Source organism: Luteolibacter sp. LG18, assembly GCF_036322585.1.
Taxonomy (GTDB): domain Bacteria; phylum Verrucomicrobiota; class Verrucomicrobiia; order Verrucomicrobiales; family Akkermansiaceae; genus Luteolibacter.
In genome coordinates, this window is record NZ_AP024600.1 from 174,730 (window position 1) to 195,150 (window position 20,421).

Consider the following 20,421-nt stretch of genomic DNA (forward strand, 5'->3'; position numbering starts at 1 on the left):
GAGCCGCATGGACGACCTTTTCAGCCAGACTTCTCCGGAATCCCGCATCCGCCAGCTCCGCGCCGAGCTGGCCCACCACAACCGGCTCTACTACACGGATGCCGCGCCGGAGATTTCCGATGCCGAATACGACAAGCTCTACCGCGAGTTGGAGGAGTTGGAAGCGAAGCACCCGGAGTTCGACGATCCGGATTCACCCACCAAGCGCGTGGGCGGCGAGCCGATCGAGGGCTTCCAACAGGTCCGCCACCGGGTGCCGATGCTGAGCATCGACGATGTCTTCGAGCTGAAGGACGCGGAGGTGCCGGAAGCGGAGTTGATCGATTTCTACAAGCGTCTCCAGAAGGGCCTCGGGCGTGAAAACGTCGAGGTCACCATCGAGCCGAAAATCGACGGCGTGGCGGTGTCCCTGCTCTATCGCGACGGCAAACTGGAATACGCCGCCACCCGCGGCGACGGCACGACCGGCGACGACATCACCCACAACGTGCGGACGATCCGCAGCATCCCGCTTTCGCTGACCGCCAGCATCAAGGCCGGAACCGGGCAGGACGTTGACTTGGAGGTCCAGCTCCCTTACCTTCCCGCCGATGGAAGCCACCAATCAAGCGAAGGCCATGGCGGAACGTTTGCACCGGGCACGGCAGAAAGCCTCGGAGCAAGGCTCGCGCATGACCTCCGCGGAAGCGATGGCGCAGATTTTTCGGAACGGCTCAGACAGGAAGCCCAATCCATTCTTGAATGGGGAGCTGAAACTGGCCGCATCCTCGACCCGGAGCGCTTCCTCGAAGTCGTAAGCCACTGGCAGGAACTCGGAGGCCAGTCCGAGCACACGGTATTCCATTTGGCCGGCCTGAACCGGGTGGTGAAGTTCACCCTCCCCCCGAACTTCGGAGCCCAAGGCGCAGAGGCGTATTTGAGAAACCTGGGAGCGAGCAACCGGCTCTTCGGGGATAGTATCCGCTTCCACGGGATCCTACCCACCGACAAGGGACCCGCATTCGTCATTTCCCAGCCTTTCATCAAAGGGGATGTACCGTCCCAGCAGGAAGTCGAGGAATGGTTCACGGCCGACGGCTACCGGTCGATCGGCCACAATAGGTGGATCAACGATGCAACCGGCACGGAGATCGCGGATGCCCATGTTGGAAACCTGATCAAGGCCGAAGACGGGGAGCTTATCCCCATCGATCTCCAGGTTCTGAAGGAGGGAGCGGTCAAACTGACTCAGGAAGTCCCCCCTCTCATCGAAGTCCGCGGCGAGATCTTCATGCCGAATGAGGGCTTCGCGGCGATGAACGCGGAGCGCGACGAGGCCGGGCTGCCGACCTTCGTCAACCCGCGCAACGCCACCGCGGGCACCTTGAAGCAGCTCGATCCGAAGATCGCGGCGAAGCGCCCGCTGCGGTTCCTGGCCCACGGGCTCGGTGCCTATGACGGTCCCGAGCTGGCGAGCGAAGACCAGTTCCACGACCTCCTCGACGCGCTGCGCCTCCCGCGCAACAAGCCGGTGATCCACGCGGCCGGCCTCGATGCCGTGCTCGCCGCCATCAAGGAGATCGACACGCTGCGCCACCAGCTCGACTACGGCACCGATGGCGCGGTGGTGAAGGTGCTGGCCCGCGCCGAGCGGGAAAAACTTGGCTTCACTTCGCGCGCGCCGCGCTGGGCCGCCGCTTACAAGTTCCTGCCGGAGCAGAAGGAAACCCGCCTCCATTCCGTCACCGTGCAGGTCGGCCGCACCGGCGTGCTCACCCCCGTGGCGGAGCTCGATCCGGTGTTCGTGTCCGGCACCACCGTCTCCCGCGCCACCCTCCACAACGAGGAGGAGATCCAGCGCAAGGACGTCCGCCTCGGCGACACGGTGGTCATTGAGAAAGCCGGCGAGATCATCCCCGCGGTGGTGAAGGTGGTGATGGAGAAACGCGATCCCGCGTCGGTGCCGTTCTCGCTCTTCGACCACGTCGGCGGCAAGTGCCCGTCCTGCGGCGGACCAATCACCAAGGAGGAAGGATTCGTGGCGTGGCGCTGCCTGAACTTCGAGTGCCCCGCACAGGCGGTTTCGAAGATCAAGCAGTTTGCCTCCCGCAAGGCGCTGGACATCGAGGGCGTCGGTGAAACGGTGGCCGAAGCCCTCGTTGGCCGGGAAATGTGCCGCACGCCGCTCGACCTCTTCACCCTCACCGAGGAGTCGCTGGGCGCCCTGAACCTCGGCACCGACACCGAGCCGCGCCGTTTCGGCGAGAAGAACGCCGCGAAGGTGATCGAGGCGCTGGCTGCCGCGCGCTCGAAACCGCTCGACCGCTGGATCTTCGCCATGGGCATCCGCCAGGTCGGCGAATCCGCAGCCAAGGAACTGTCCCGTTTGTTCTCCAGCCTGAGCGAGCTCACCACCTCGGAGTTGCTGCCCGCGATCGGCGAGCGCGGTTTGAAGGACACCTGGCTGAAGGCCAATCCGGTGAACCCGAAAAAGGAAAAGCTGGACGACTCGGAGAAGGAACGTCGCAAGCAGATCGCCACGGAATACAAACCACGCATCGCTGAACTGACGGAACTGCTCGCGCCCTACGGCATCAGCCCGGAGCTGGGCGGCGTGGCGGCCCAGAGCACGGTGGACTATTTCGCCTCCGAGGCGGGTCGCCATGTGTTGGAGCGCCTGCACGAACTGGGCATCGATCCGAAATCGGACAATTACCTGCCGAAGGCGGCCGAGGCCGACCTTTCCGCGCTACCGCTGGCGGGCAAGACCTTCGTTCTCACCGGCACGCTCAGCATCGACCGCGATGACATGAAGCGCCTGATCGAGGACAAGGGCGGCAAGGTTTCCGGCTCGATCTCGGCGAAGACCCATTTCCTCGTCGCCGGGGAAGGCGGCGGCTCGAAGCGCACCAAGGCGGAATCGCTCGGCGTGGCGGTGATCGACGAGGAAACCGTGCGCGGGATGATGGAAGGCTGACCGGCGGAAAAATTCCAAACCCGCGCGGTTTTTCCGCCACGTCATCCTGCGATCATCTGGACCCCGCTAGCGTTCGCCTCATCCGGCCACCCGGCCGCATGAACCACAAACCAATCGATCCATGAAAATCGCCACCACGCTCATCGCCACCGTCCTCGCCCTGCCTCTCGCGGCCAGCGCCAAGGACGGCGGGCTCACGCTCGAACAAATCCCCGCCAAGGCCGCCGCCGCGATCCAGGCCGCCGCGGGCAAGGAAGCCGTCAAGATCGAAGCCGAGAAGGAAGACGGCACCGAATCCTACGAGGCCAAGTGGACGGCCGGCGGCACCAAGCACGAGATCTCCGTCACCGCCGACGGCACCGTGCTGCTGCGTGAGGATGTGATCGCGCTGGAAGCCGCCCCGGCCCCGGTGCAGGAGGCGATCAAGAAGGTGGCCGCCGCCGGCAAGCTCGAGAAGGTGGAGCAGGAAACCGGCAAGAAATACACCGGCACGGTCTACGAAGCGGAAATCAAGACCGCCGAGGGCAAGCTGGAGGTGAAGTTCGATGCCACCGGCAAGGAGATCGAACGGGAAACCGAGAAGGAGAAAGAGGACGAGGAAAAGGAAGACGGGGAAAAAGACGACGACGATAACAAGTAAGATCTCCCCGGGCCACCCGCTTCCGGGTGGCCCGACTTCCCCATCTCCGCGTGCGCGTCCTTTACGTCGAAGATTCCGAAAGCCTCCGCCGCACGGTGAGGAGGGCGCTGGTGCATGCCGGCCACGCGGTGGATGTGGCTGCGGATGGGGAAAGCGGCCTGGAAGCCGCGGAGCTGAACGATTACGAGGTGATCGTGCTGGACGTGATGATGCCGAAGCTCGACGGACTCGCCCTGCTGAAGCACCTGCGGGCGGCACGAAAGAACGTCCATGTCCTGCTGCTGACCGCCCGTGATACGGTGGAGGACCGGGTGACCGGTCTGCGGGAAGGGGCGGACGATTACCTGGTGAAACCCTTCGCCCTGGAGGAACTGCTTGCCCGTGTGGACGCACTGGGACGGCGCCTGCGGGGGGACAAGTCGAGCCTGCTGGAACTCGGGCCCATGACCGTGGATTTCCACAAAAAAAAGCTCGCCCTGGATGGAAAAGACATCGACCTGACCCCCCGCGAGTGGCGCTTGTTCGAGTGCCTGGTCCACCGCCGCGGGCAGGTGGTGTCCCGTACCGAGATCGAGGAACGGATCTACGATGAACGGGTGGAGCCGATGAGCAACGTGGTGGACACCGCGGTTTATGGCCTGCGCCGGAAGCTCGGCCGGGATTGCATCCACACGCGCCGCGGCCTTGGATACGTGCTGGAAGTTCCCGCGTCATGAATTCGCTGCGGTTCAAGCTGACCCTCCGGTTTCTCGTCGGCGGCATGGTGCTGCTGGGGATCGCGGCGCTGGTCTTCGAGTGGAGCATGCGGGTGGCACTCACCCGGGATTTCGATTCCTCCCTCTCCCTGACGCTCGAGACCCTGCGCCCCTTCGTGGAGGAGGAGAACGGCAAGGTGCGGATGGATTCCGACGTGAAGGAGATGCCGGAGTTCAACCAGTCCAAGGGCAGCGCCGTGCATTTCCTATTGGTAGACGGGGTGGAGGTCTCGCGGTCCAAGTCGCTGGGAAACTCGCGGGTATTCGTGTCCCTGCCAGCCGACCAAACCTCCGCGTCATTCGATGCGCGCTTGGGGGACGGGCGCAAGTTCCGCTTCCTGGCGCGGGCCTTGCCGACCGTCGAAGGCCAGCGTCCGGTGCTGGTGGTGGGGCGCTATCAAAAGCCCCTCGAACACACCTTGGAGAACCTCGGCGAAAGCCTGATGACTGCCGCCTGCGCCAGTCTGGCGATGCTGGCCGCGCTGGTGTGGTGGAGCGTCCGCGGCGGACTCAGGCCCCTCAACCGGCTGGTGGTGGAAATCGACGCGGTCAAGGCCGAGTCGCTTGGCACCCGGTTCGCGTCCACTCCCCTGCCCGCCGAGCTGCGCCCCATCGCGGAACGTCTGAATGAACTCCTGGCCCGACTGGAAGCGGCCTTCGCCCGCGAGAAACGTTTCACCGCGAACGTGGCCCATGAACTCCGCACGCCCTTGGCGGAACTGCGCGCGCTCGCCGAGGTGAGCCTCATGGCCCCGGCCGACACACCGGAAGAAAGCGCCGCCTGCTGGCGGGACGTGAAGGACGTGTCCGGACACATGGAAGCTCTCGCGCTCCGCTTGTTGGAACTCGCCCGGGCGGAAAACCCGGCACTCGCGATCCAGCGAAGCGAGGTGAATCCCGCCGCCCTTCTCGATCAGATCTGGAAGCGCCATGCCGCACGGGCCGCCGAACGGGGGATCACCTTGCAGCAAGGGATTCCGGAAAGCCTGGTGCTCGAAAGCGATCCGGTGCTGCTGGAAATGGCGCTTTCCAATCTCTGTGGCAACGCGGTGCAGCACGCACCGGAACACTCCCTGCTGCGCGTGGCGGCGGACGAGCACACCATCCGCTTCCTCAATCCGGCACCGGCACTTTCGCCGAACGACCTGCCGCACCTCTTCGAGCGTTTCTGGCGCAAGGATGCCTCCCGCACCGACCGCCGCCACCACGGGCTCGGCCTGGCTCTAGCCGCGGAAACCGCAGTCCTATTAGGGGGGCGCCTCGAAGCCCGGCTAACGGGACAGGGTGAGCTGGAAATGAGCATCCATCTCCCCTGAGTCTACGCGTTCATTTGTCTCCTGGACCGTCGGTAAAGCTGACCAGCACGGTCACCGGATCATCGAGTTCATTCCGGACTTCATAGGAACCCTTCCCATCGGCAACGGCCAGGCCCTGCCCGACCTTGTATCTCGTTCCGGCAATGAACCTACCCGACTCCCCATCCCGCAATATCACCGACTTCTCGGAGCCCCGGTACTTATCACGCAGATCCCACGCCTCCTTCACCCAGAGCCAAATCGAGACCTCTTTCCGCGCTCCGAAATCCGCCTGAAGCCGGATGGAGCCACCTGGTGCCAACTGAACCACACCAATCGGTTGCTCCTGAGGGCGGAGAGTGAAGCCCTCGTAGCTGGAGGCTTCCGTCCCATTCCGCTGGCCGCCGTTCTCATTCGCCCGTTCGCATCCCGTAACCATCGAACAAACGAGGCAGGCCACCATCAGGGCCGTTTTCATGTTCCGCCCGGGAAGAGACCGGAAGTGGAGGCTCAAGCGCGGCATGCAGGAGAGACATAGCCATTCTTTCCGGCTGCACCAAGGTCGAACACCCCCAGCCTGCCGAACGCAAAAACGCCCGATGACAGCGGACTGCCACCGGGCGTGATCATTGCTCTATTGCTATTACCCAAGAAAGGGAGCGGGGCGATGGAAGGCGTCGCCGGGGCCGTTCGTTTCCATGGATCCCGGCACCGCGCAAACAACGGCGGTGGCAACACTCGGATGGAGCGGCAAAGTCATCGGGATTCGGAAAACAAACGGCAAAAGGAACGAGGCCATGGTTACGCGGCAAATCGCATCCAACAATCAGGCTGCTGCTTGAAAATCTGCTCAGCTCTGTTATCCAGATGACAAAAGCGCGGATTTTTTCTCACCCGCTATTGGCAAGCGGGAGGCTTTGCCTCACATCGCCCCTGTCACCGCCGTGCCACACCGTTGGCTGATTCTCCTGGCCCTTTTCCTCACCGCCTGCCGGAAGGAAGCACCGCGCCCCGCCCCTGCCATTGAAGCCTACGTCTGGCAATCGCCCGCACGGTCCGGCGTGGCCACGGCGATCGAGCGCAGCCGCGGCGCGGTAGCCACCCTCCACGTCCGCGCTGCCGAGATGCGCTGGACAGGGAAGACCTTCGACACGAACCGGGCGATCACCGGCAGCCTGCCGACTCCCGGCTGCGGGCTGGTGCTCCGGATCGGAGCCTCGGCCTCGCAACTGGAATGGACGCCCGACCAGATCGCACCGGTGGCAAAGGTGGTGAAGGAACTCGCCGCCCTCGGTCCGAAGGAGATCCAGTGCGACTACGATTGCCCGCAGTCGCGGCTCGATCGCTACAGCCGCCTGTTGGACTCCCTGCAAACCAGTGCCGGAAACGTGCCGCTGGTTCCCACCACCCTGCCCTCGTGGCTGGATGAACCGACATTCCGCAAGCTGGTGGCGAAGCACCCCGGTTACGTGCTGCAGGTTCACTCGCTGCAACTCCCCAAGCAAGCCGGACAGCCGGTGATGATCTTCGATCCATCCGCCGCACGTTCGGCGGCGAAGAAGGCCTCGGCCCTCGGCGTGCCCTTCCGGATCGCCATGGCCACCTATGGCTGCGAGGTCTGGTTCGGCTCCGACGGCAAGGTGATGGAGGTCGTCTCCGAAGACACCGCGCCCCTGACCAAGGCCCCCGCCAGCCGGGCGTATGCCTTGGCCGATCCCACGGAAAGCGCGCGCCTCGTCCGCGAGTGGAGTGCTTCGCCTCCCTCCGGTCTCCAGGCCGTGATCTGGTACCGACTGCCGGTGGAAGGCGACCGACGGAACTGGCCGTGGGTGACCTTCCAGCACGTCATCCGCGGTGAGGAGGCCGCGCCCGATCTCACGCTCGAAAGCACGGATCACGATGGCACCTTCGATTTGCACATCGTGAATCGCGGGGATTTTCCCGTGCCTCTTCCCGCCGACGCCATCGTCACCACTCCCGTCATCTCCGCCGATGGCGTGGGTGCCTATCGTCTGGAAAAACGGGCGGATGGCATGCATTATCTCCGCCGCGACGGCATCTGGCCCTGGCTCGATCCCGGGAAGAAAATTCCCGCGGGATGGTTGAGAACCCACGAGCCGGTTTCACGTATTGATTGGCACTTCACTCCATGAACCTCCGCGTTCTTCCCGGGCTGCTTGCCTGGACCGTTCTCTCCCCCATCGCGACCGCCTGCGGCCCGTTCTTCCGCGATACCGTATTGGACAAACCCCAAGCCGCAATGGCCGTGCCCTTGGTATCCTACGTCACGGAACTATCCAACATCGCGGGGGTGCCTTGCCCACCAGAATCCCCTGATCCACACGATTCCACGTTCCTTGCCCAGATTCCCGAGGAATTGAAGGAGCTGAAACAGCTCTGGACCGAGCTCAAAGTAGAGCCGACGGAGATCGAACGCCGGCTCACGCGTTACGCGGAAGTGAGGAAGACCTTGCTGGAGGACGTGGGGCCGACATGCATCAACCGGTTCCCCACCCAGACCGGAGCTCTGGTGCACTCGATGCGGGAAAGACCATTGGACTTCAGTTTCCCACCGGAAGTAGCGGATTACGTGGAAGCGGCCCGTCTCCATGCCATTGGCCAAGGTGAGCAAGCTCGCGCGCTGTGGAAGGCCATTCTCGATCGCCCCATCGAGCAACGGAAATTGAGGTGCATCTGGGCGGCTTGGATGCTGGCGAAGACCTCGCCTGACGAATCCGAATCGTTGTCTTGGTATGAGCGGGTCGAAAAGGAAGCAGCAGCAGGTGGCACCGATGCCGTCGGACTGGTGGCAGCCTCCATGGGCTGGAGGGCAATGTTGACAAACGACCTGAATGTAAAACTCCGCCTCTATTTCGAGGGGGTGCGCCGCGGCCACGCCAAGGACATCACCGAAGTCAGACAGTGCTCGGAGGCCATCCTGAACTCTACCAACCCGGATCAACTCGCCGCGGCTGCGGCCGATCCCCTCCTGCGACAGCTCATACACCTCCAATTGCAGGCGAAACTGGATCATCCACGTCCTGAAATCCGGGCCGATCATGCACCATCGTTGGTTCCCGAGGCATGGCTAACCGCCGTCCAGCAGCACGCAAAAGCCCCCTTGCCCGATGGACCGCGTCTGGCATGGGCGCTCTACGCCTCAGGTCAGTTCGACGAGTCCAAGCACTGGCTGGATCTTTCGGATCCCGGTGCTCCGCTTGCCCTTTGGCTCCGTGCGAAATTCGACCTGCGAGCAGGCAAGCTGGAAACCGCCCAGCTTCACCTCGATGCAGCGCTCAAGAAACTGCGGGCCACCGCACACTGGAATCCGGGCAATCCCCACCGGGACGCAGGCTGGAGTGAATCCGAGCTCATGCGGTCCAAAGCAAACCAAGGCCGCCTGTTCGCGGATGCGGGCTTGGTCGCCCTCGGACGAGAAGACTATCTACAATCCCTCGAACTGTTGCGCCAGGGCGGCTACGATGCCGACGCCGCATACATCGCGGAGCACCTCGTTTCGACGTCCTCCTTGCTGAAGCATGTCAAAGCGGTGGCTCCCCATGACTCGGATCGACCGGCAGGGGAGCAGGGCTACTTTGAAAGGTATTCCCTCGAAGACGCGCCACCGGAAGTCGATCCGGCCACCTGCCTGGAACCCGACCGGATCGGCGTCTACCAGTGGCTCAGAAATCCCGACAACCGCTTGCGCTATGAACTGGCCCGAAGACTGGGCCGCGAAGGCCGGCTGGACGAAGCCATCGCGTTCATGCCCCCCCAGTTGAAAAAACTCTCGCTCCACTACGCCGACTTGGATCGAGCCAGACGTTCGAAACGTTACAAAGGCCCGGCTCTCGCCGCCATCATCTGGCGGCAAGCCCGGATCCACCGGTGGTGGGGAGCTCAGCTTTTTTCGACGGACAGCAGCCCGGACGGCGGGATCTACGATTGGGGATATCCGGCTCCCGATTTGAAAAGCATGCGGCGTTTCCGTGAAGGATGGTCGATCACCTGGCCGGACCGCTACCCGACTTTCCCGACGGCGGCGCAAATCGGCCCAGCACTCCAACCTGCCGATACCGCGGTGCCCCGCGTCACGGCGGACGAAGTCCGGCGGATGTCGATCGAACGGCTACCCTACAACCTGCGCTACCACTACCGCATGGTGGCCGCCGACCTCGCATGGCAGGCAGCAGCCCTGTTGCCCGACGACGACCCGAACCTCGCGCCCCTTTATCACACCGCCGGATTGTGGGCGGTGGCCGGCGATGGAGGGAAACGGTTCTATGATGCGATGATGAAGCGTTGCCCAAGAGCGGAAGCCGCTATCGCAGACGCGCGTGCCGGCGGGTTCGATTGGCAGCAGCCCCATTTGGCCGAACTGCCGGGATTCCCCACCGCGCTTGCGCCGAAGAAATCCGATCATCCGTGGACTCCCCGCAAGGAACCTTTGCTGCCGGAAAATTGAGTCTCCACATTGGCCCGCTTGAATGAGAAGCCGCTCCTCGAATCCCTGTATTCCTCCTGACCCCACCCCATGAACCGCCGCGTTCTCCCCGGGCTGCTTGCCTGGACCGCCCTTGCTCCCTTCGCGGCCGCGTGCGGACCGTTCTTTCCGGACACCGTCCTCGACAAGCCTCAGGCCGCACTCGACGTGCCGCCGGTTTCCTACATGGCCGAGCTGCACCGGATCGCGGGCACGCCCATGGCCCGGAACAACCCGATGCAGGCCGATACCCCGTTCCTCGCCCAGATTCCGCTGGAGGAGGCGCAGCTCCGTCTGGAATGGCAGACGGCCGGGGTGCCGGCGGCCACGATCGACGAACGACTGAAGCTCTATGTGGCGGTGCGCACGACCTTGCTGACCGGCATCGATGGCGCCGGCCTGATGGATTTTCCGGTCGGCCAGGGCGGCGCGGCCGGCCTGATCGTGCGTCCCATCGGAGACGGATTCCCGGCGGATGTGTCCGACTACGTGGAAGGCGCGCGGCTGCTCGCGACCGGCCATGCCGTGGAGGCGCGCACGCTTTGGAAATCCATCCTGGGACGCCCGGCCGCGGAAAAACGCCTGCGCGGCACCTGGGCGGCCTGGATGCTGGCGAAGACCTCCACCGAAATGCCGGAGTGCCTGGGTTGGTATGAACGCGTGGAAAAGGAAGCCGCGGAGGGAGGCATCGACATCCTCCGCCTCTCCGCCGCGGCGAAATCCTGGCGGGCCTCCCAAGCGGAAAAGCCCGTCGAGCGCCTGCGCCTGTTCTACGATGCGTTCCGTAGCGGCAAGGACTCGGCCGCGCTGGACGTGAGACAGACCACCGAGGCCATCCTGGCCACGAAGGACGCCGAAACACTGGATGCCGCAGCCGGAGACCCGGTGATCCGCCGTCTCCTGAACCTCCACCTCCAGGCCCTCCTCGATGGCCCGCGGGTGACCGACCGCCTCACGGAGGAAAGCGAGCCCGGGGACGGCGAGGAGAAGAAAGACGAACCCCTGCCTCCGGACGAATGGCTTGCCGCGCTGGAAGCCCACGCGCCCCTGCCTCTGGAGGAAGGTGCCCGTCTCGCATGGGCGCTGTATGCCGCCGGGCGCTATGACGAAGCCTTCCACTGGCTGGAAATTTCGGTGCAAACCGAGCCGCTGGCCCAATGGCTGCGGGCGAAGTTCGACCTGCGCTCTGGCGACACCGGGGCCGCCCGCCAACATCTCGCGTCCGCCATCCGCGCCTACTCCGCCACCCCGGACTGGAAGCCGGACAATCCCTATCTCGCGGACCTTTGGCTGGACGGCGGGCAGGAACGCCTCCGCGGCTTCCAAGGACGCCTGTTGGCGGATGCAGGCATGGTGGCGCTCTCGCTGGAAGACCGCTCGGCCGCCCTCGATCTGTTGGCGACGGGTGGCTACGACGAGGACGCCGCCTACATCGCGGAACAGGTGCTATCCACCGATGAACTGCTGAAGCACGTTCGGGAAAAGGCCCCGATGTGGGAACAAGCCACTCATCCAAGAGCTGAGGACGAGGATGCCTACGGCCTCGATCACGATTCCGATCCCGTCGATCCCGCCACCTGTCTGGAGGGAGACTCGATCGGCAACTACTCGTGGAACATCACGCCGAAGAACCGCCTGCGCTACGAACTGGCCCGGCGGCTGGCGCGTGAGGGACGTCTCACCGAAGCCGGCGATTTCATGCCACCCGCCTTGAAGCCCTTGTTTGCCCACTACCGGGCCCTCGATGAAGCGCGGCTGTCCGGACGTTTCACAGGAGAAGCCCTCGCCGCCATCACCTGGCGGGAAGCCCGCATCCACCGCTACTGGGGTGCCGAGCTGTTCTCCTCGGACGGAGCGCCGGACGGCGGCATCCATCAATGGGCCTTCGAGGCCACCGATTTCGCCGCTCATCGCGCCCACCGCGATGGATGGACCGTCGAATGGAAGGAGACCATTGAGATCCGGGATGCGGAGCTGGAAGAGGACCGTGCCGTGCCGATGATCCATGAAAGCGAGCTCCAGCGGGTGAAGCAGCACCCGATGCCGAACACCAACCGTTTTCACTACCGCTACATCGCGGCGGAGCTCGCGGGCAAGGCCGCCGACTCGCTGCCGGACAACCACCCGCAGCTCGCGCCGCTCTACAACACCGCCGGACAATGGCTCGCCGCCCGCGATCCCAAGGCCGCCGACGTCTACTATCAGGCGATGGTGAAGCGCTGCAAAGAGACGGAAATGGGACAGGCCGCGGACAAGAAGCGCTGGTTCCTCGGCGAGGCGGAAACGCTGAAGGACCTACCGGGACTGCCCGCGGAGCTGATGCCGAACCAGCCTTAGCGTCTCTGTGTGTCCGTGCCCGGGAGAACGCGGCCACATCATTCGATCTGAACTACTACATCCGTAGTCCGTCGAAGATCTTGTGGGAGAAGTAACGCTCCATCCGGTCCGGGAACACGGTCACCACCTTCGCATCGGGCCCCTTTTCCCGCAGCACCTCGAGCGCCGCGGCATAGTTCAGACCGGAGCTGGGCCCGACCGGGAAACCGAGCTTCCACAACTCGCGGGTCAGCTCCAGGCAGCGGCGGTCATCGATCCGCCACTCCCGCAGGTTCCCGTTGTCCCCGCCCTGCTTCCAGGATTCGTAGATCGCGGAGAGGCATTCCACCACCCCCGGCACATCGGAGCTGAAAGCCAGGCTGCAACATTCCGCGTTCGCGCCGAAGACCTCGCCGCAGCAGGGAATCGCGGCATGCGCGGACACATCGCAGCCGGCATCGCGGAAGGCTTCCCACAATCCACGCAGCGTTCCACCGGTGCCCACACCGCTCACCACGGCATCCACGGACGAGCCCCCGATTTGCGACAGAATTTCCGGACCGGTGAACAACCGGTGCGCCTCGGTGTTGTCCGGGTTTTCAAACTGCCGGGACTCGAACCAACCCTCGGTCGCCGCCGCCTCGCGCGCCGCCTCCAGCACCCGCGCCATTCCTCCCTCCACCCGGATCACCCGCCCGCCCAGCGCTTCGATCATCAGGCTGCGCTCGTTGGTGGCGGACGAGGGAATGAACGCGACGAACTTCATGCCCATCTGCGCACAGGCCAGCGCGAGCGCGATGCTGGTGGAACCGCTCGAGGCCTCCACCACCGTGTCGCCCGGTTTCAACACGCCGCGGCGGCGCGCCTTCTCCAGGATATGGCGGGCGATGCGGTCCTTGGTCGAGCCGCTGGGATTGAGAAACTCCAGCTTGCACCACACCGGGCCCAGCGCCGGATCGAGCGTCACCGCCGCGAGCGGGGTCGGGCCGGTGCGATGGAGGAATTCGCCGGTGGGAGCAAACGACGGAGCGGAAAGCATCCCGTCATTCCACACCCCCATATCCCGACAGCCAAGCTGCAATGTTTTCCTGACTTTCCCGGGCAATCTCCTCTGGTAGCAAGATCCCTCCTCGGGTAATCGTTATATCCACGACCATGACCCGCTCATTCATTGCACTCGCCTGCTGCCTCGTCCCCCTCGCCCACGCGGAGGAAAAGAAGCTCTTCAACGGCAAGGACCTCACCGGCTGGGAAGGCCAACCCGGCTTCTGGTCCGTGAAGGACGGCGTCCTCACCGGCCAATCCACCGCCGAGCACCCGGTGAAGGAAAACACCTTCCTGATCTGGAAGGACGGCGAGGTTTCCGATTTCGAACTGACCTTCAAATACCGCATCGTCGATCAGGACGGCGGCACCAAGGGCTTCGGCAACAGCGGCGTGCAGTACCGCAGCCGCATCGTGAAGCCGGAGTATTCCGTGGTCGCCGGCTACCAGGCGGACTTCGAGGTGGGCACCACCTACAGTGGCATCCTCTACGAGGAAAAGGGCCGCGGCATCCTCGCCAAGCGCGGCGAGAAGGTGACCATCACCGACGGCGAGCAGCCCGGCAAACCGAACATCCAGGTCACCGGCCAGCTTGAGAAGTCCGAGGAAATCCAGGCCGCCATCAAGCCCGGCGATTGGAACGAATACAAGGTCGTGGCCAAGGGCGGCCACCTCCAGCACTTCATCAACGGTCACCAGACCGTCGACGTGCAGGACAACTCGGAGATCGGCGCGCTCAAGGGCGTGATCGCCCTCCAGCTCCACGCCGGCAAGCCGATGACCGTCCAATACAAGGACCTCGTCTTGAAGGCGGATTGAAGTAGCACAAGTTTTTAACTTGTGAGTGCTAGCGGCGGACCGTGCGGAGATGGCTGGAGCCTCTCTACCGGTCCGCTTTTCATTTCACATGAAAGGGACCGCGGATGACGCAGATTGAATTCAAGAATCTGATCTCTTAATCAGCGTAATCCGTGGTCAAATCATGCTGAGGATCAGACGCCCGTGATCCTACTTCACAGGAAGCTTCGAGTCTCGCGAGAGCGATGAACCGCACCGTTCGCAAGTTGCAAACTTGCGCTACTTCACCTTTCCAGCAGCACCTGGTCGCCGAGCACGACCAGATCGACACGGCCCTTGAGGGTCTTGTCGAGGAACGGCGTGTTGCGGCTCTTCGACCTCATGAAGTCGAGCGAGAAGGTGGTTTCCGCTTCCGTGTCGAAGAGGATGAAATCGGCGGGCTTGCCCTCCTCCACCGGCACCGGCTCGAGGCCCATCATGCGGCGAGGTTCCGCGGAGTAACGCTTCACCACCAGATCCCAGCCGAATTTCCCGGTGGCGACGAAGTAGTGGTAGAGCGAGACGAGCGCGGTTTCGAGGCCGGTGATACCGTTCGGCGCGCTGACGAAGTCCTGCGATTTCTCGAACGGAGTGTGCGGCGCGTGATCGGTGGCGATGAGATCGAACACACCCTCGATGAGTCCCTGCAGCAGCGCCTCGGTATCGGCCTTGGTGCGCAGCGGCGGGTTCATCTTGTAGTGGGTGTCGAAGTCACCGATGTCCTCCTCGGTGAAGAGCAGGTGATGCGGTGCGACCTCGGCGGTGACCTTCACGTCGCCGCGCTGCTTCCACCAGCGGATGGTTTCCATGCCGACCTTGCTGGAGACGTGCTGGATGTGGATGTGCGCGCCCGCGGCATGGGCCAGGCGGATATCGCGGTCGATGATGATTTCCTCGGCGGCGGCGGGCGTGCCCTTGATGCCGAGGCGGTAGGAAACGACGCCCTCGTTGAGCGCGCGCGGACCGGCCAGCTCCGGCACTTCACAGTGGCTGGCGAAGAACATGCCGAACTCGGTGGCATACTGCATCGCGCGCAGCAGCACGGCCGGATCGGCCACGCTGTCGCCATCGTCAGTGAGCATCTTCACCCCCAGCCCGCGCATGCCATCGATGCCCGCCAGCTCCTTGCCGGCGCGGTCCTTGGTGATGCAGCCGGAGGTGTAAACGGGGATGCGGGAATTCTTCGCGGCGCTGTCCAGCACCATGCGCACCACCGGCGCGGAGTCGATGGCGGGCTTGGTGTTCGGCATCATCACCACCCCGGTGATGCCACCGTTGATCGCGGCCTCGGTGCCGGTGGCGATGGTCTCCTTCGCCTCCTGGCCCGGCTCGCGGAAATGGACGTGCGCGTCGAACATCGCCGGCATCAGCAGGCGGCCCTTGGCGTCGATCACCTTCGCCCCCTCCGGCGCGGACAGGCCGGTGCCGATGGAACAGATGATGCCGCCCTCCACGAGCACGTCTCCATCACGGAGCGAGGTGGAGTCTTCGGAGGCGATGCGGGCGTTGCGGATGAGGAGGGACATTTGGTTATACGTTAAAAGTTACGGGTTATAGGGAAGAGGCGCGGGGAACTCACTTCCCCAATCACAAATAACCTCTAACCGACAACCTCCCCGCCCGGCTTCAGCCAGTAGAGGACGGCCATGCGGACGGCGATGCCGTTCTCGACCTGGTCGTTGATGAGGCTGCGCGAGTAATCGAGCACGCCGTCGCAGAGCTCCACCCCGCGGTTCACCGGGCCGGGGTGCATGATGTAGAGGCCCTCGCCATCGATGCGGCGCAGGCGTTCCTCGGTCACCCCGTAGAGGCGGTGATACTCGCGGAGGCTGGGGAAATACTGGACGTCCTGGCGCTCCATCTGGACGCGCAGCAGATAGACGATGTCCGGCTTCCACTTCATCGCTTCCTCGTAGTTCGTGAAGCGGAGGACATTCTCCGGTCCGACCTTCGGCACCAGCGAGCCCGGCCCGAGGTAGGCGACCTCCAGGCCGAGCTTCTTCAGAATGGTGCTGGTGGAACGGGCCACGCGGCTGTGGAGGATGTCGCCGACGATCAGCACGCGCTTGCCGGTGGGATCGGGGAACTTCTCCTTGATCGTGAAGGCATCGAGCAGCGCCTGGGTCGGGTGGGCGTGCGCGCCGTCACCGGCGTTGATCACGCTGGCCTTCGTCATCCGCGCGATGGTCGAGGGCAGGCCGGAACGGCTGTGGCGGACGATGATGTAATCGGTCCGCATCGCCTGGAGCGTCTCGACCGTTTCGCGGACGGATTCGCCCTTCACGATCGACGACTGGGCGACGGCGAAGTTCGTGACATCCGCGGAGAGGCGGTTGGCCGCCACCTCGAAGGACGAGAGCGTGCGGGTGCTGGGCTCATAGAACAGGGTCAGCACCGACTTGCCCTTCAACGCCGGGACCTTTTTGACCGATCGTGTGAAGAGTTCTTTGAAGGGAACGGCTTGATCGAGGAGGCAATCGATTTCCTCCCTCTCAAGCGACACGATATCGAGCAAATCCTTACGAGGCATGGACCGGGTTGAGGTTCGGGAACAAGTACAGGGCACCGAAGGCGACGACAAGCACGGCGATCATCACCATCAAGCCGGCGTGGTGCCGCGAGTAGGGTTTCTTCAGGGCGATATACAGGGCCACCGGAAATGCGCCCACTCCGCCGCCAAACGCCAGCGCGTAGCCGAGCGCGATCAGAGCGGGATGGGCGAGCGATTTCTTCAGGTGGGCCACGGCCGGCGGCACCTCGGCGCTGAGCGCCGTCATTGCCTCCTGGCGGCGCATCCGGTCCAGCTCCCGCTCGCTGTGGCGGCGGGCGGGAATCGCGGACGAACCGGCAGGCGCAGAAGCCGGGGAGACCTCCGGAGCCGGCTGGCGTTCGGAGCGTCTCAGGGAACGAACCGCCTTGGCCGCCGGCTTCGGGCGCGGCGGCTCGGGTTCGGAAACGTCTTCCTTGGGAGCCTCAGCGGGAGCATTCGTCGCCGCCGAGGGAAGGCCCATCTCCTCGCGGAGCTTGGCGATTTCCTCGGCCGACTTCTTCCGCTGGGGCAGCGCGCTCATTTCGATTCCGGTTCGACGACCTCGATGAAGTCCTTGCCGTCGGTGTTCTCCAGCGAGACGTAGACGTGATCGAGACGGTTGGTTTCCAACACCAGCCCGACGTAGTCCGGCTGGATCGGCATCTCGCGGTGACCGCGGTCGATCAGCGTGGCGAGCTCCACCCGGCCCGGACGGCCCCAGTCGGAAAGCGCGTCCAGGGCCGCGCGGATGGTTCGGCCGGTGAAAAGCACGTCATCGACGAGGATGATGTGCGCGCCATCCACGGTGAAGGGAATGTCGCTCTCCTGGAGCTTTGGATTCTCGTGGAGGTGCTCGAAATCGTCGCGGTAGAGGGAAATGTCGAGAATGCCGAGGTCCAGCTCGCGGTCCTCGTCGGCGAGGAGGTTGCAGAGGCGCTCGGCCACCTCGTCGCCACGGCTGCGGATGCCCACCAAGGCGATGGCCTTGCCTTCGGTGCGGGAACGGATCGCCTCGGCGAGCGTTTCGACGGCCTTGGCAATGTCTTCGGCGGAAAGGGTGCGGTTCATGGAGGAAATCATTCGAAGTGCATGATGCCGATGTCACGGCGGCGCTGCGAGCCGGGGAACGTGACGAGATCGGTGGCGGCGTGGGCCTTGCCAACCGCGTCTTCGCGGGTCTCCGCCCCGGCCACCACCGCCAGCACGCGGCCACCGTTGGTCTCCCAAGCGCCGTCCGCGGTCTTGCGGGTGCCGGCGTGGTAAACGCGCGCGCCGTCCACGGCATCGAGGCCGCTGATGCGGTCGCCGCTGCGGGAGGTTTCCGGGTAACCGGCGGAGGCCAGGATCACGCACACGCTCCAGCCCTCGCTGAAGCGGATCAACTCCGGGGCCAACTCACCCTTCGCGCCCGCCAGGCAGAAGCCTGCGAGATCTCCGGACACCAGCGGCATCACCGCCTGGCACTCCGGATCGCCGAAGCGGCAGTTGTACTCGATCACCTTCGGGCCCTGCGGCGTGAGCATCAGGCCGAAGTAGAGGAACCCGCGGTACGGCAGGCCATCGTGGCGCAGGCCGAGCACGGTCGGGGAAACGATGTCGCGCTCGATGGTTTCGAGCAGGTGGGCGTCGATCAGGCGGCGGCTGGCCACCGCGCCCATGCCGCCGGTGTTCGGACCGGCGTCCCCTTCCCCGATGCGCTTGTAATCGCGGGCCGGGGTGAAAATCAGGAACCCGTCATCGACCACGGCGGCGAAAATCGAAACTTCCGGGCCGACGAGGCACTCCTCGACCAGCAGGCGGCCCGCGCCAAAGCGGCGCTCGACCAGCACCTCCTTCAGGAACTCCTCGGCGGAGGCCTCGTCCGGGCACACCGCCACGCCCTTGCCCGCGGCCAGGCCGTCGAACTTCAGGACCGTCGGGTAGACGCCATTGATGGCCGCGCGGGCTTCCTCGATGGTGTCCACCACCGTGACCAGGGCGGTCGGGATCTTGTGGCGGAACAGGAACTGCTTCGCGAACTCCTTGCTGGCCTCGAGCTGGGCGGATTGCTTGTGCGGCCCCCAGCACGGGATGCCGGCCTGCTCGCAGAGATTGGCTAGGCCCTCGTTTTTCACGAGGTAGCTCTCCTCGCCGGCCACGCAGAGGTCGATGGCATTGGCCTTCATCCACTCCACGAGGGATTCCAGGCCGTCGGCGGGCACCGGTTTTGCGAGTTCCAGGATCGCGTCGCTGCCCGGGAAACAGAACAGCTCCGGGGAACCCGGGGATTCCGCCAACGCGCGGACCAGCGCGTGCTCACGCCCACCTTTGCCAACAACGAGAATTTTCATCCGGGCCGGTTTTCCGGGAAAGCAGCGGAAGACGCAATAGCGGATGCTTGAGAACACCTGTTTACCAATCCAAAGTTTCCCGGTCATGGCCCGCCCGACGCCCCTCATCGATCTACACGAATTCCACGGTCTGGGACTCATCGTTCAATGGCCCAGCGGAGTCAGATACACCAACCAGACAGGAGGGTTCGCGTGCGATCATCCGGAAATGGAGGGAGTCTTCGCCCCACTGTTCGACGGCATCGGCCATCCAGCCTTGCATGCGATAACACAACATTTCCGAGGTGATTGGCACCCATTGGAAATCAAAGATGCCGATATTCTGGATCGCATCCTTGCGAGACACGATCTCGACTTCATCCGCACACACCGAGCCCTACTCACGGAGTCCCGGGAAGCATGGATTCATGTCACGCTCTCCGGAAAGGAAAGCCAGCTATTCTCGGGATTCGGAACCGCGTCATCCGCAATTCTGACTTGGCCAAATAGCGATTGATTACCGGCAACCCAAAAGTGGCAAAAAAAGAAGCGGCCCGACCGATAAACCTCAGGAAAAACCCATTAAACCTGGAGGCTCTTCGGCCGGACCGCCTTGTGTGTCGCGACACAGGAATATACGCAGATCCAGGGCCACTTTATCGATTATTTTTCCGGCGCGCTTTTCCAACCGGCCTCATCCATTCCGGTTCCATAGCTCACGCATGAACGGAGTCGCGTGAAAGGCGTCCGCGGCATCTTCCCCGTCGAGCAGGCTCCAGTAGCGGATCGTCCACCGATGAAGGTTGAACTCCGCGACAAGGTGCTGCCGAATCCGCGCCACCATCGCGTCATCCGTTCCGCCATCGGCGAGCCAATCATCGAATGAGGAGACTATGAGAGCCATCAACGCGAAGCGATCGTCTTCCACCAGATCCCTGCGTTCATAGGCATTCAGAAAATCCTCCAGCCTCCCGGCATCCGCGCACGCCAGCTCCCAATCTTGCATCTGCGGCGAGTCCTTCAAACCCAGGAGCACGCAAAGCCGCGAACGTGACGCCGCAGTGATCCATCGGTATTCGGTTGGCTGATCGGTCATTCGCTCAAGAGATTATCTCCCGACGAGTCAGATCCACAAACCCCAACGGGACGGAAATGCGGAAGGGCCAATCAAACGCGAAGCGGTGACTGGCATGGCCGCAGCCAATGTCCCTGCTCCCCGCCATCAAAAAACCGGCCGGAGTTTCCCCCGGCCGGTT

The 20,421-nt window shown here is 63.9% G+C and carries 17 protein-coding genes; 9 read left to right on the top strand and 8 right to left on the bottom strand.

The features are described 5' to 3' along the window. Nucleotides 1–7 precede the first annotated feature (7 nt). The 4 genes from ligA to llg_RS00740 all read left to right on the top strand — a co-directional run bounded on the left by ligA (nucleotide 8) and on the right by llg_RS00740 (nucleotide 5,667). Nucleotides 8–2,956 carry an NAD-dependent DNA ligase LigA gene (gene ligA, locus llg_RS00725; RefSeq protein WP_338287584.1) on the top strand — a complete coding sequence of 983 codons (2,949 nt, stop codon included), beginning with the start codon at nucleotides 8–10 and terminating at the stop codon, nucleotides 2,954–2,956. Between the two features lie 121 nt (nucleotides 2,957–3,077). Continuing rightward, a complete protein-coding gene (locus llg_RS00730; protein WP_338287585.1) occupies nucleotides 3,078–3,596 on the top strand; it encodes a hypothetical protein in 519 nt (172 codons plus the stop codon). A 50-nt stretch (nucleotides 3,597–3,646) separates the two neighbouring features. Next, a complete protein-coding gene (locus llg_RS00735; RefSeq protein WP_338287586.1) occupies nucleotides 3,647–4,312 on the top strand; it encodes a response regulator transcription factor in 666 nt (221 codons plus the stop codon). Continuing rightward, nucleotides 4,309–5,667, top strand: a complete 1,359-nt coding sequence (locus tag llg_RS00740) for an ATP-binding protein (protein WP_338287587.1) — start codon at nucleotides 4,309–4,311, stop codon at nucleotides 5,665–5,667. The genes llg_RS00735 and llg_RS00740 overlap by 4 nt, the downstream gene beginning before the upstream one ends. A gap of 10 nt (nucleotides 5,668–5,677) precedes the next feature. On the opposite strand, the gene llg_RS00745 is transcribed toward llg_RS00740, so the two are convergent. Then, nucleotides 5,678–6,124, bottom strand: a complete 447-nt coding sequence (locus llg_RS00745) for a hypothetical protein (RefSeq protein WP_338287588.1) — start codon at nucleotides 6,122–6,124, stop codon at nucleotides 5,678–5,680. Between the two features lie 466 nt (nucleotides 6,125–6,590). On the opposite strand from llg_RS00745, the gene llg_RS00750 reads away from it, so the two are divergent. The 3 genes from llg_RS00750 to llg_RS00760 all read left to right on the top strand — a co-directional run bounded on the left by llg_RS00750 (nucleotide 6,591) and on the right by llg_RS00760 (nucleotide 12,466). Then, the gene (locus llg_RS00750; protein ID WP_338287589.1) at nucleotides 6,591–7,799 is read left to right on the top strand and encodes a DUF3142 domain-containing protein; all 1,209 of its coding nucleotides are present in this window, start codon (nucleotides 6,591–6,593) and stop codon (nucleotides 7,797–7,799) included. After that, nucleotides 7,796–10,111: a hypothetical protein gene (locus llg_RS00755; protein ID WP_338287590.1), complete on the top strand. Its 2,316-nt coding sequence runs from the start codon at nucleotides 7,796–7,798 to the stop codon at nucleotides 10,109–10,111. Before llg_RS00750 ends, llg_RS00755 begins: the two co-directional genes overlap by 4 nt. Nucleotides 10,112–10,180: 69 nt before the next feature. Next, on the top strand, nucleotides 10,181–12,466 hold the full coding sequence (locus llg_RS00760) for a hypothetical protein (RefSeq protein ID WP_338287591.1): 2,286 nt from the start codon (nucleotides 10,181–10,183) through the stop codon (nucleotides 12,464–12,466). A gap of 55 nt (nucleotides 12,467–12,521) precedes the next feature. Here the strand turns inward: llg_RS00760 and llg_RS00765 are convergent, their stop codons facing one another. Further along, nucleotides 12,522–13,484, bottom strand: a complete 963-nt coding sequence (locus llg_RS00765) for a cysteine synthase family protein (RefSeq protein WP_338287592.1) — start codon at nucleotides 13,482–13,484, stop codon at nucleotides 12,522–12,524. Nucleotides 13,485–13,600: 116 nt separating this feature from the next. On the opposite strand from llg_RS00765, the gene llg_RS00770 reads away from it, so the two are divergent. Then, nucleotides 13,601–14,308, top strand: coding sequence for a DUF1080 domain-containing protein (locus tag llg_RS00770; protein ID WP_338287593.1), 708 nt, complete (start codon nucleotides 13,601–13,603; stop codon nucleotides 14,306–14,308). Between the two features lie 263 nt (nucleotides 14,309–14,571). On the opposite strand, the gene llg_RS00775 is transcribed toward llg_RS00770, so the two are convergent. The 5 genes from llg_RS00775 to purD all read right to left on the bottom strand — a co-directional run bounded on the left by llg_RS00775 (nucleotide 14,572) and on the right by purD (nucleotide 19,186). Continuing rightward, entirely contained in the window at nucleotides 14,572–15,852 is a 1,281-nt protein-coding gene (locus llg_RS00775; protein WP_338287594.1) for a dihydroorotase, read from the bottom strand. 74 nt (nucleotides 15,853–15,926) lie between these two features. Next, nucleotides 15,927–16,856: an aspartate carbamoyltransferase catalytic subunit gene (locus llg_RS00780; RefSeq protein WP_338287595.1), complete on the bottom strand. Its 930-nt coding sequence runs from the start codon at nucleotides 16,854–16,856 to the stop codon at nucleotides 15,927–15,929. Beyond that, nucleotides 16,846–17,397: a hypothetical protein gene (locus llg_RS00785; protein ID WP_338287596.1), complete on the bottom strand. Its 552-nt coding sequence runs from the start codon at nucleotides 17,395–17,397 to the stop codon at nucleotides 16,846–16,848. The genes llg_RS00780 and llg_RS00785 overlap by 11 nt, the downstream gene beginning before the upstream one ends. Then, the gene (gene pyrR, locus llg_RS00790; protein ID WP_338287597.1) at nucleotides 17,394–17,924 is read right to left on the bottom strand and encodes a bifunctional pyr operon transcriptional regulator/uracil phosphoribosyltransferase PyrR; all 531 of its coding nucleotides are present in this window, start codon (nucleotides 17,922–17,924) and stop codon (nucleotides 17,394–17,396) included. The genes llg_RS00785 and pyrR overlap by 4 nt, the downstream gene beginning before the upstream one ends. An 8-nt stretch (nucleotides 17,925–17,932) precedes the next feature. Next, nucleotides 17,933–19,186: a phosphoribosylamine--glycine ligase gene (purD, locus tag llg_RS00795; protein ID WP_338287598.1), complete on the bottom strand. Its 1,254-nt coding sequence runs from the start codon at nucleotides 19,184–19,186 to the stop codon at nucleotides 17,933–17,935. Between the two features lie 85 nt (nucleotides 19,187–19,271). Here purD and llg_RS00800 point away from each other — a divergent pair, with 85 nt between their 5' ends. After that, complete coding sequence (locus tag llg_RS00800) at nucleotides 19,272–19,682, top strand: DUF6210 family protein (RefSeq protein ID WP_338287599.1); 411 nt, start codon at nucleotides 19,272–19,274, stop codon at nucleotides 19,680–19,682. Nucleotides 19,683–19,859: 177 nt separating this feature from the next. Here the strand turns inward: llg_RS00800 and llg_RS00805 are convergent, their stop codons facing one another. Next, a complete protein-coding gene (locus llg_RS00805) occupies nucleotides 19,860–20,261 on the bottom strand; it encodes a hypothetical protein (RefSeq protein ID WP_338287600.1) in 402 nt (133 codons plus the stop codon). Nucleotides 20,262–20,421: the final 160 nt, after the last annotated feature.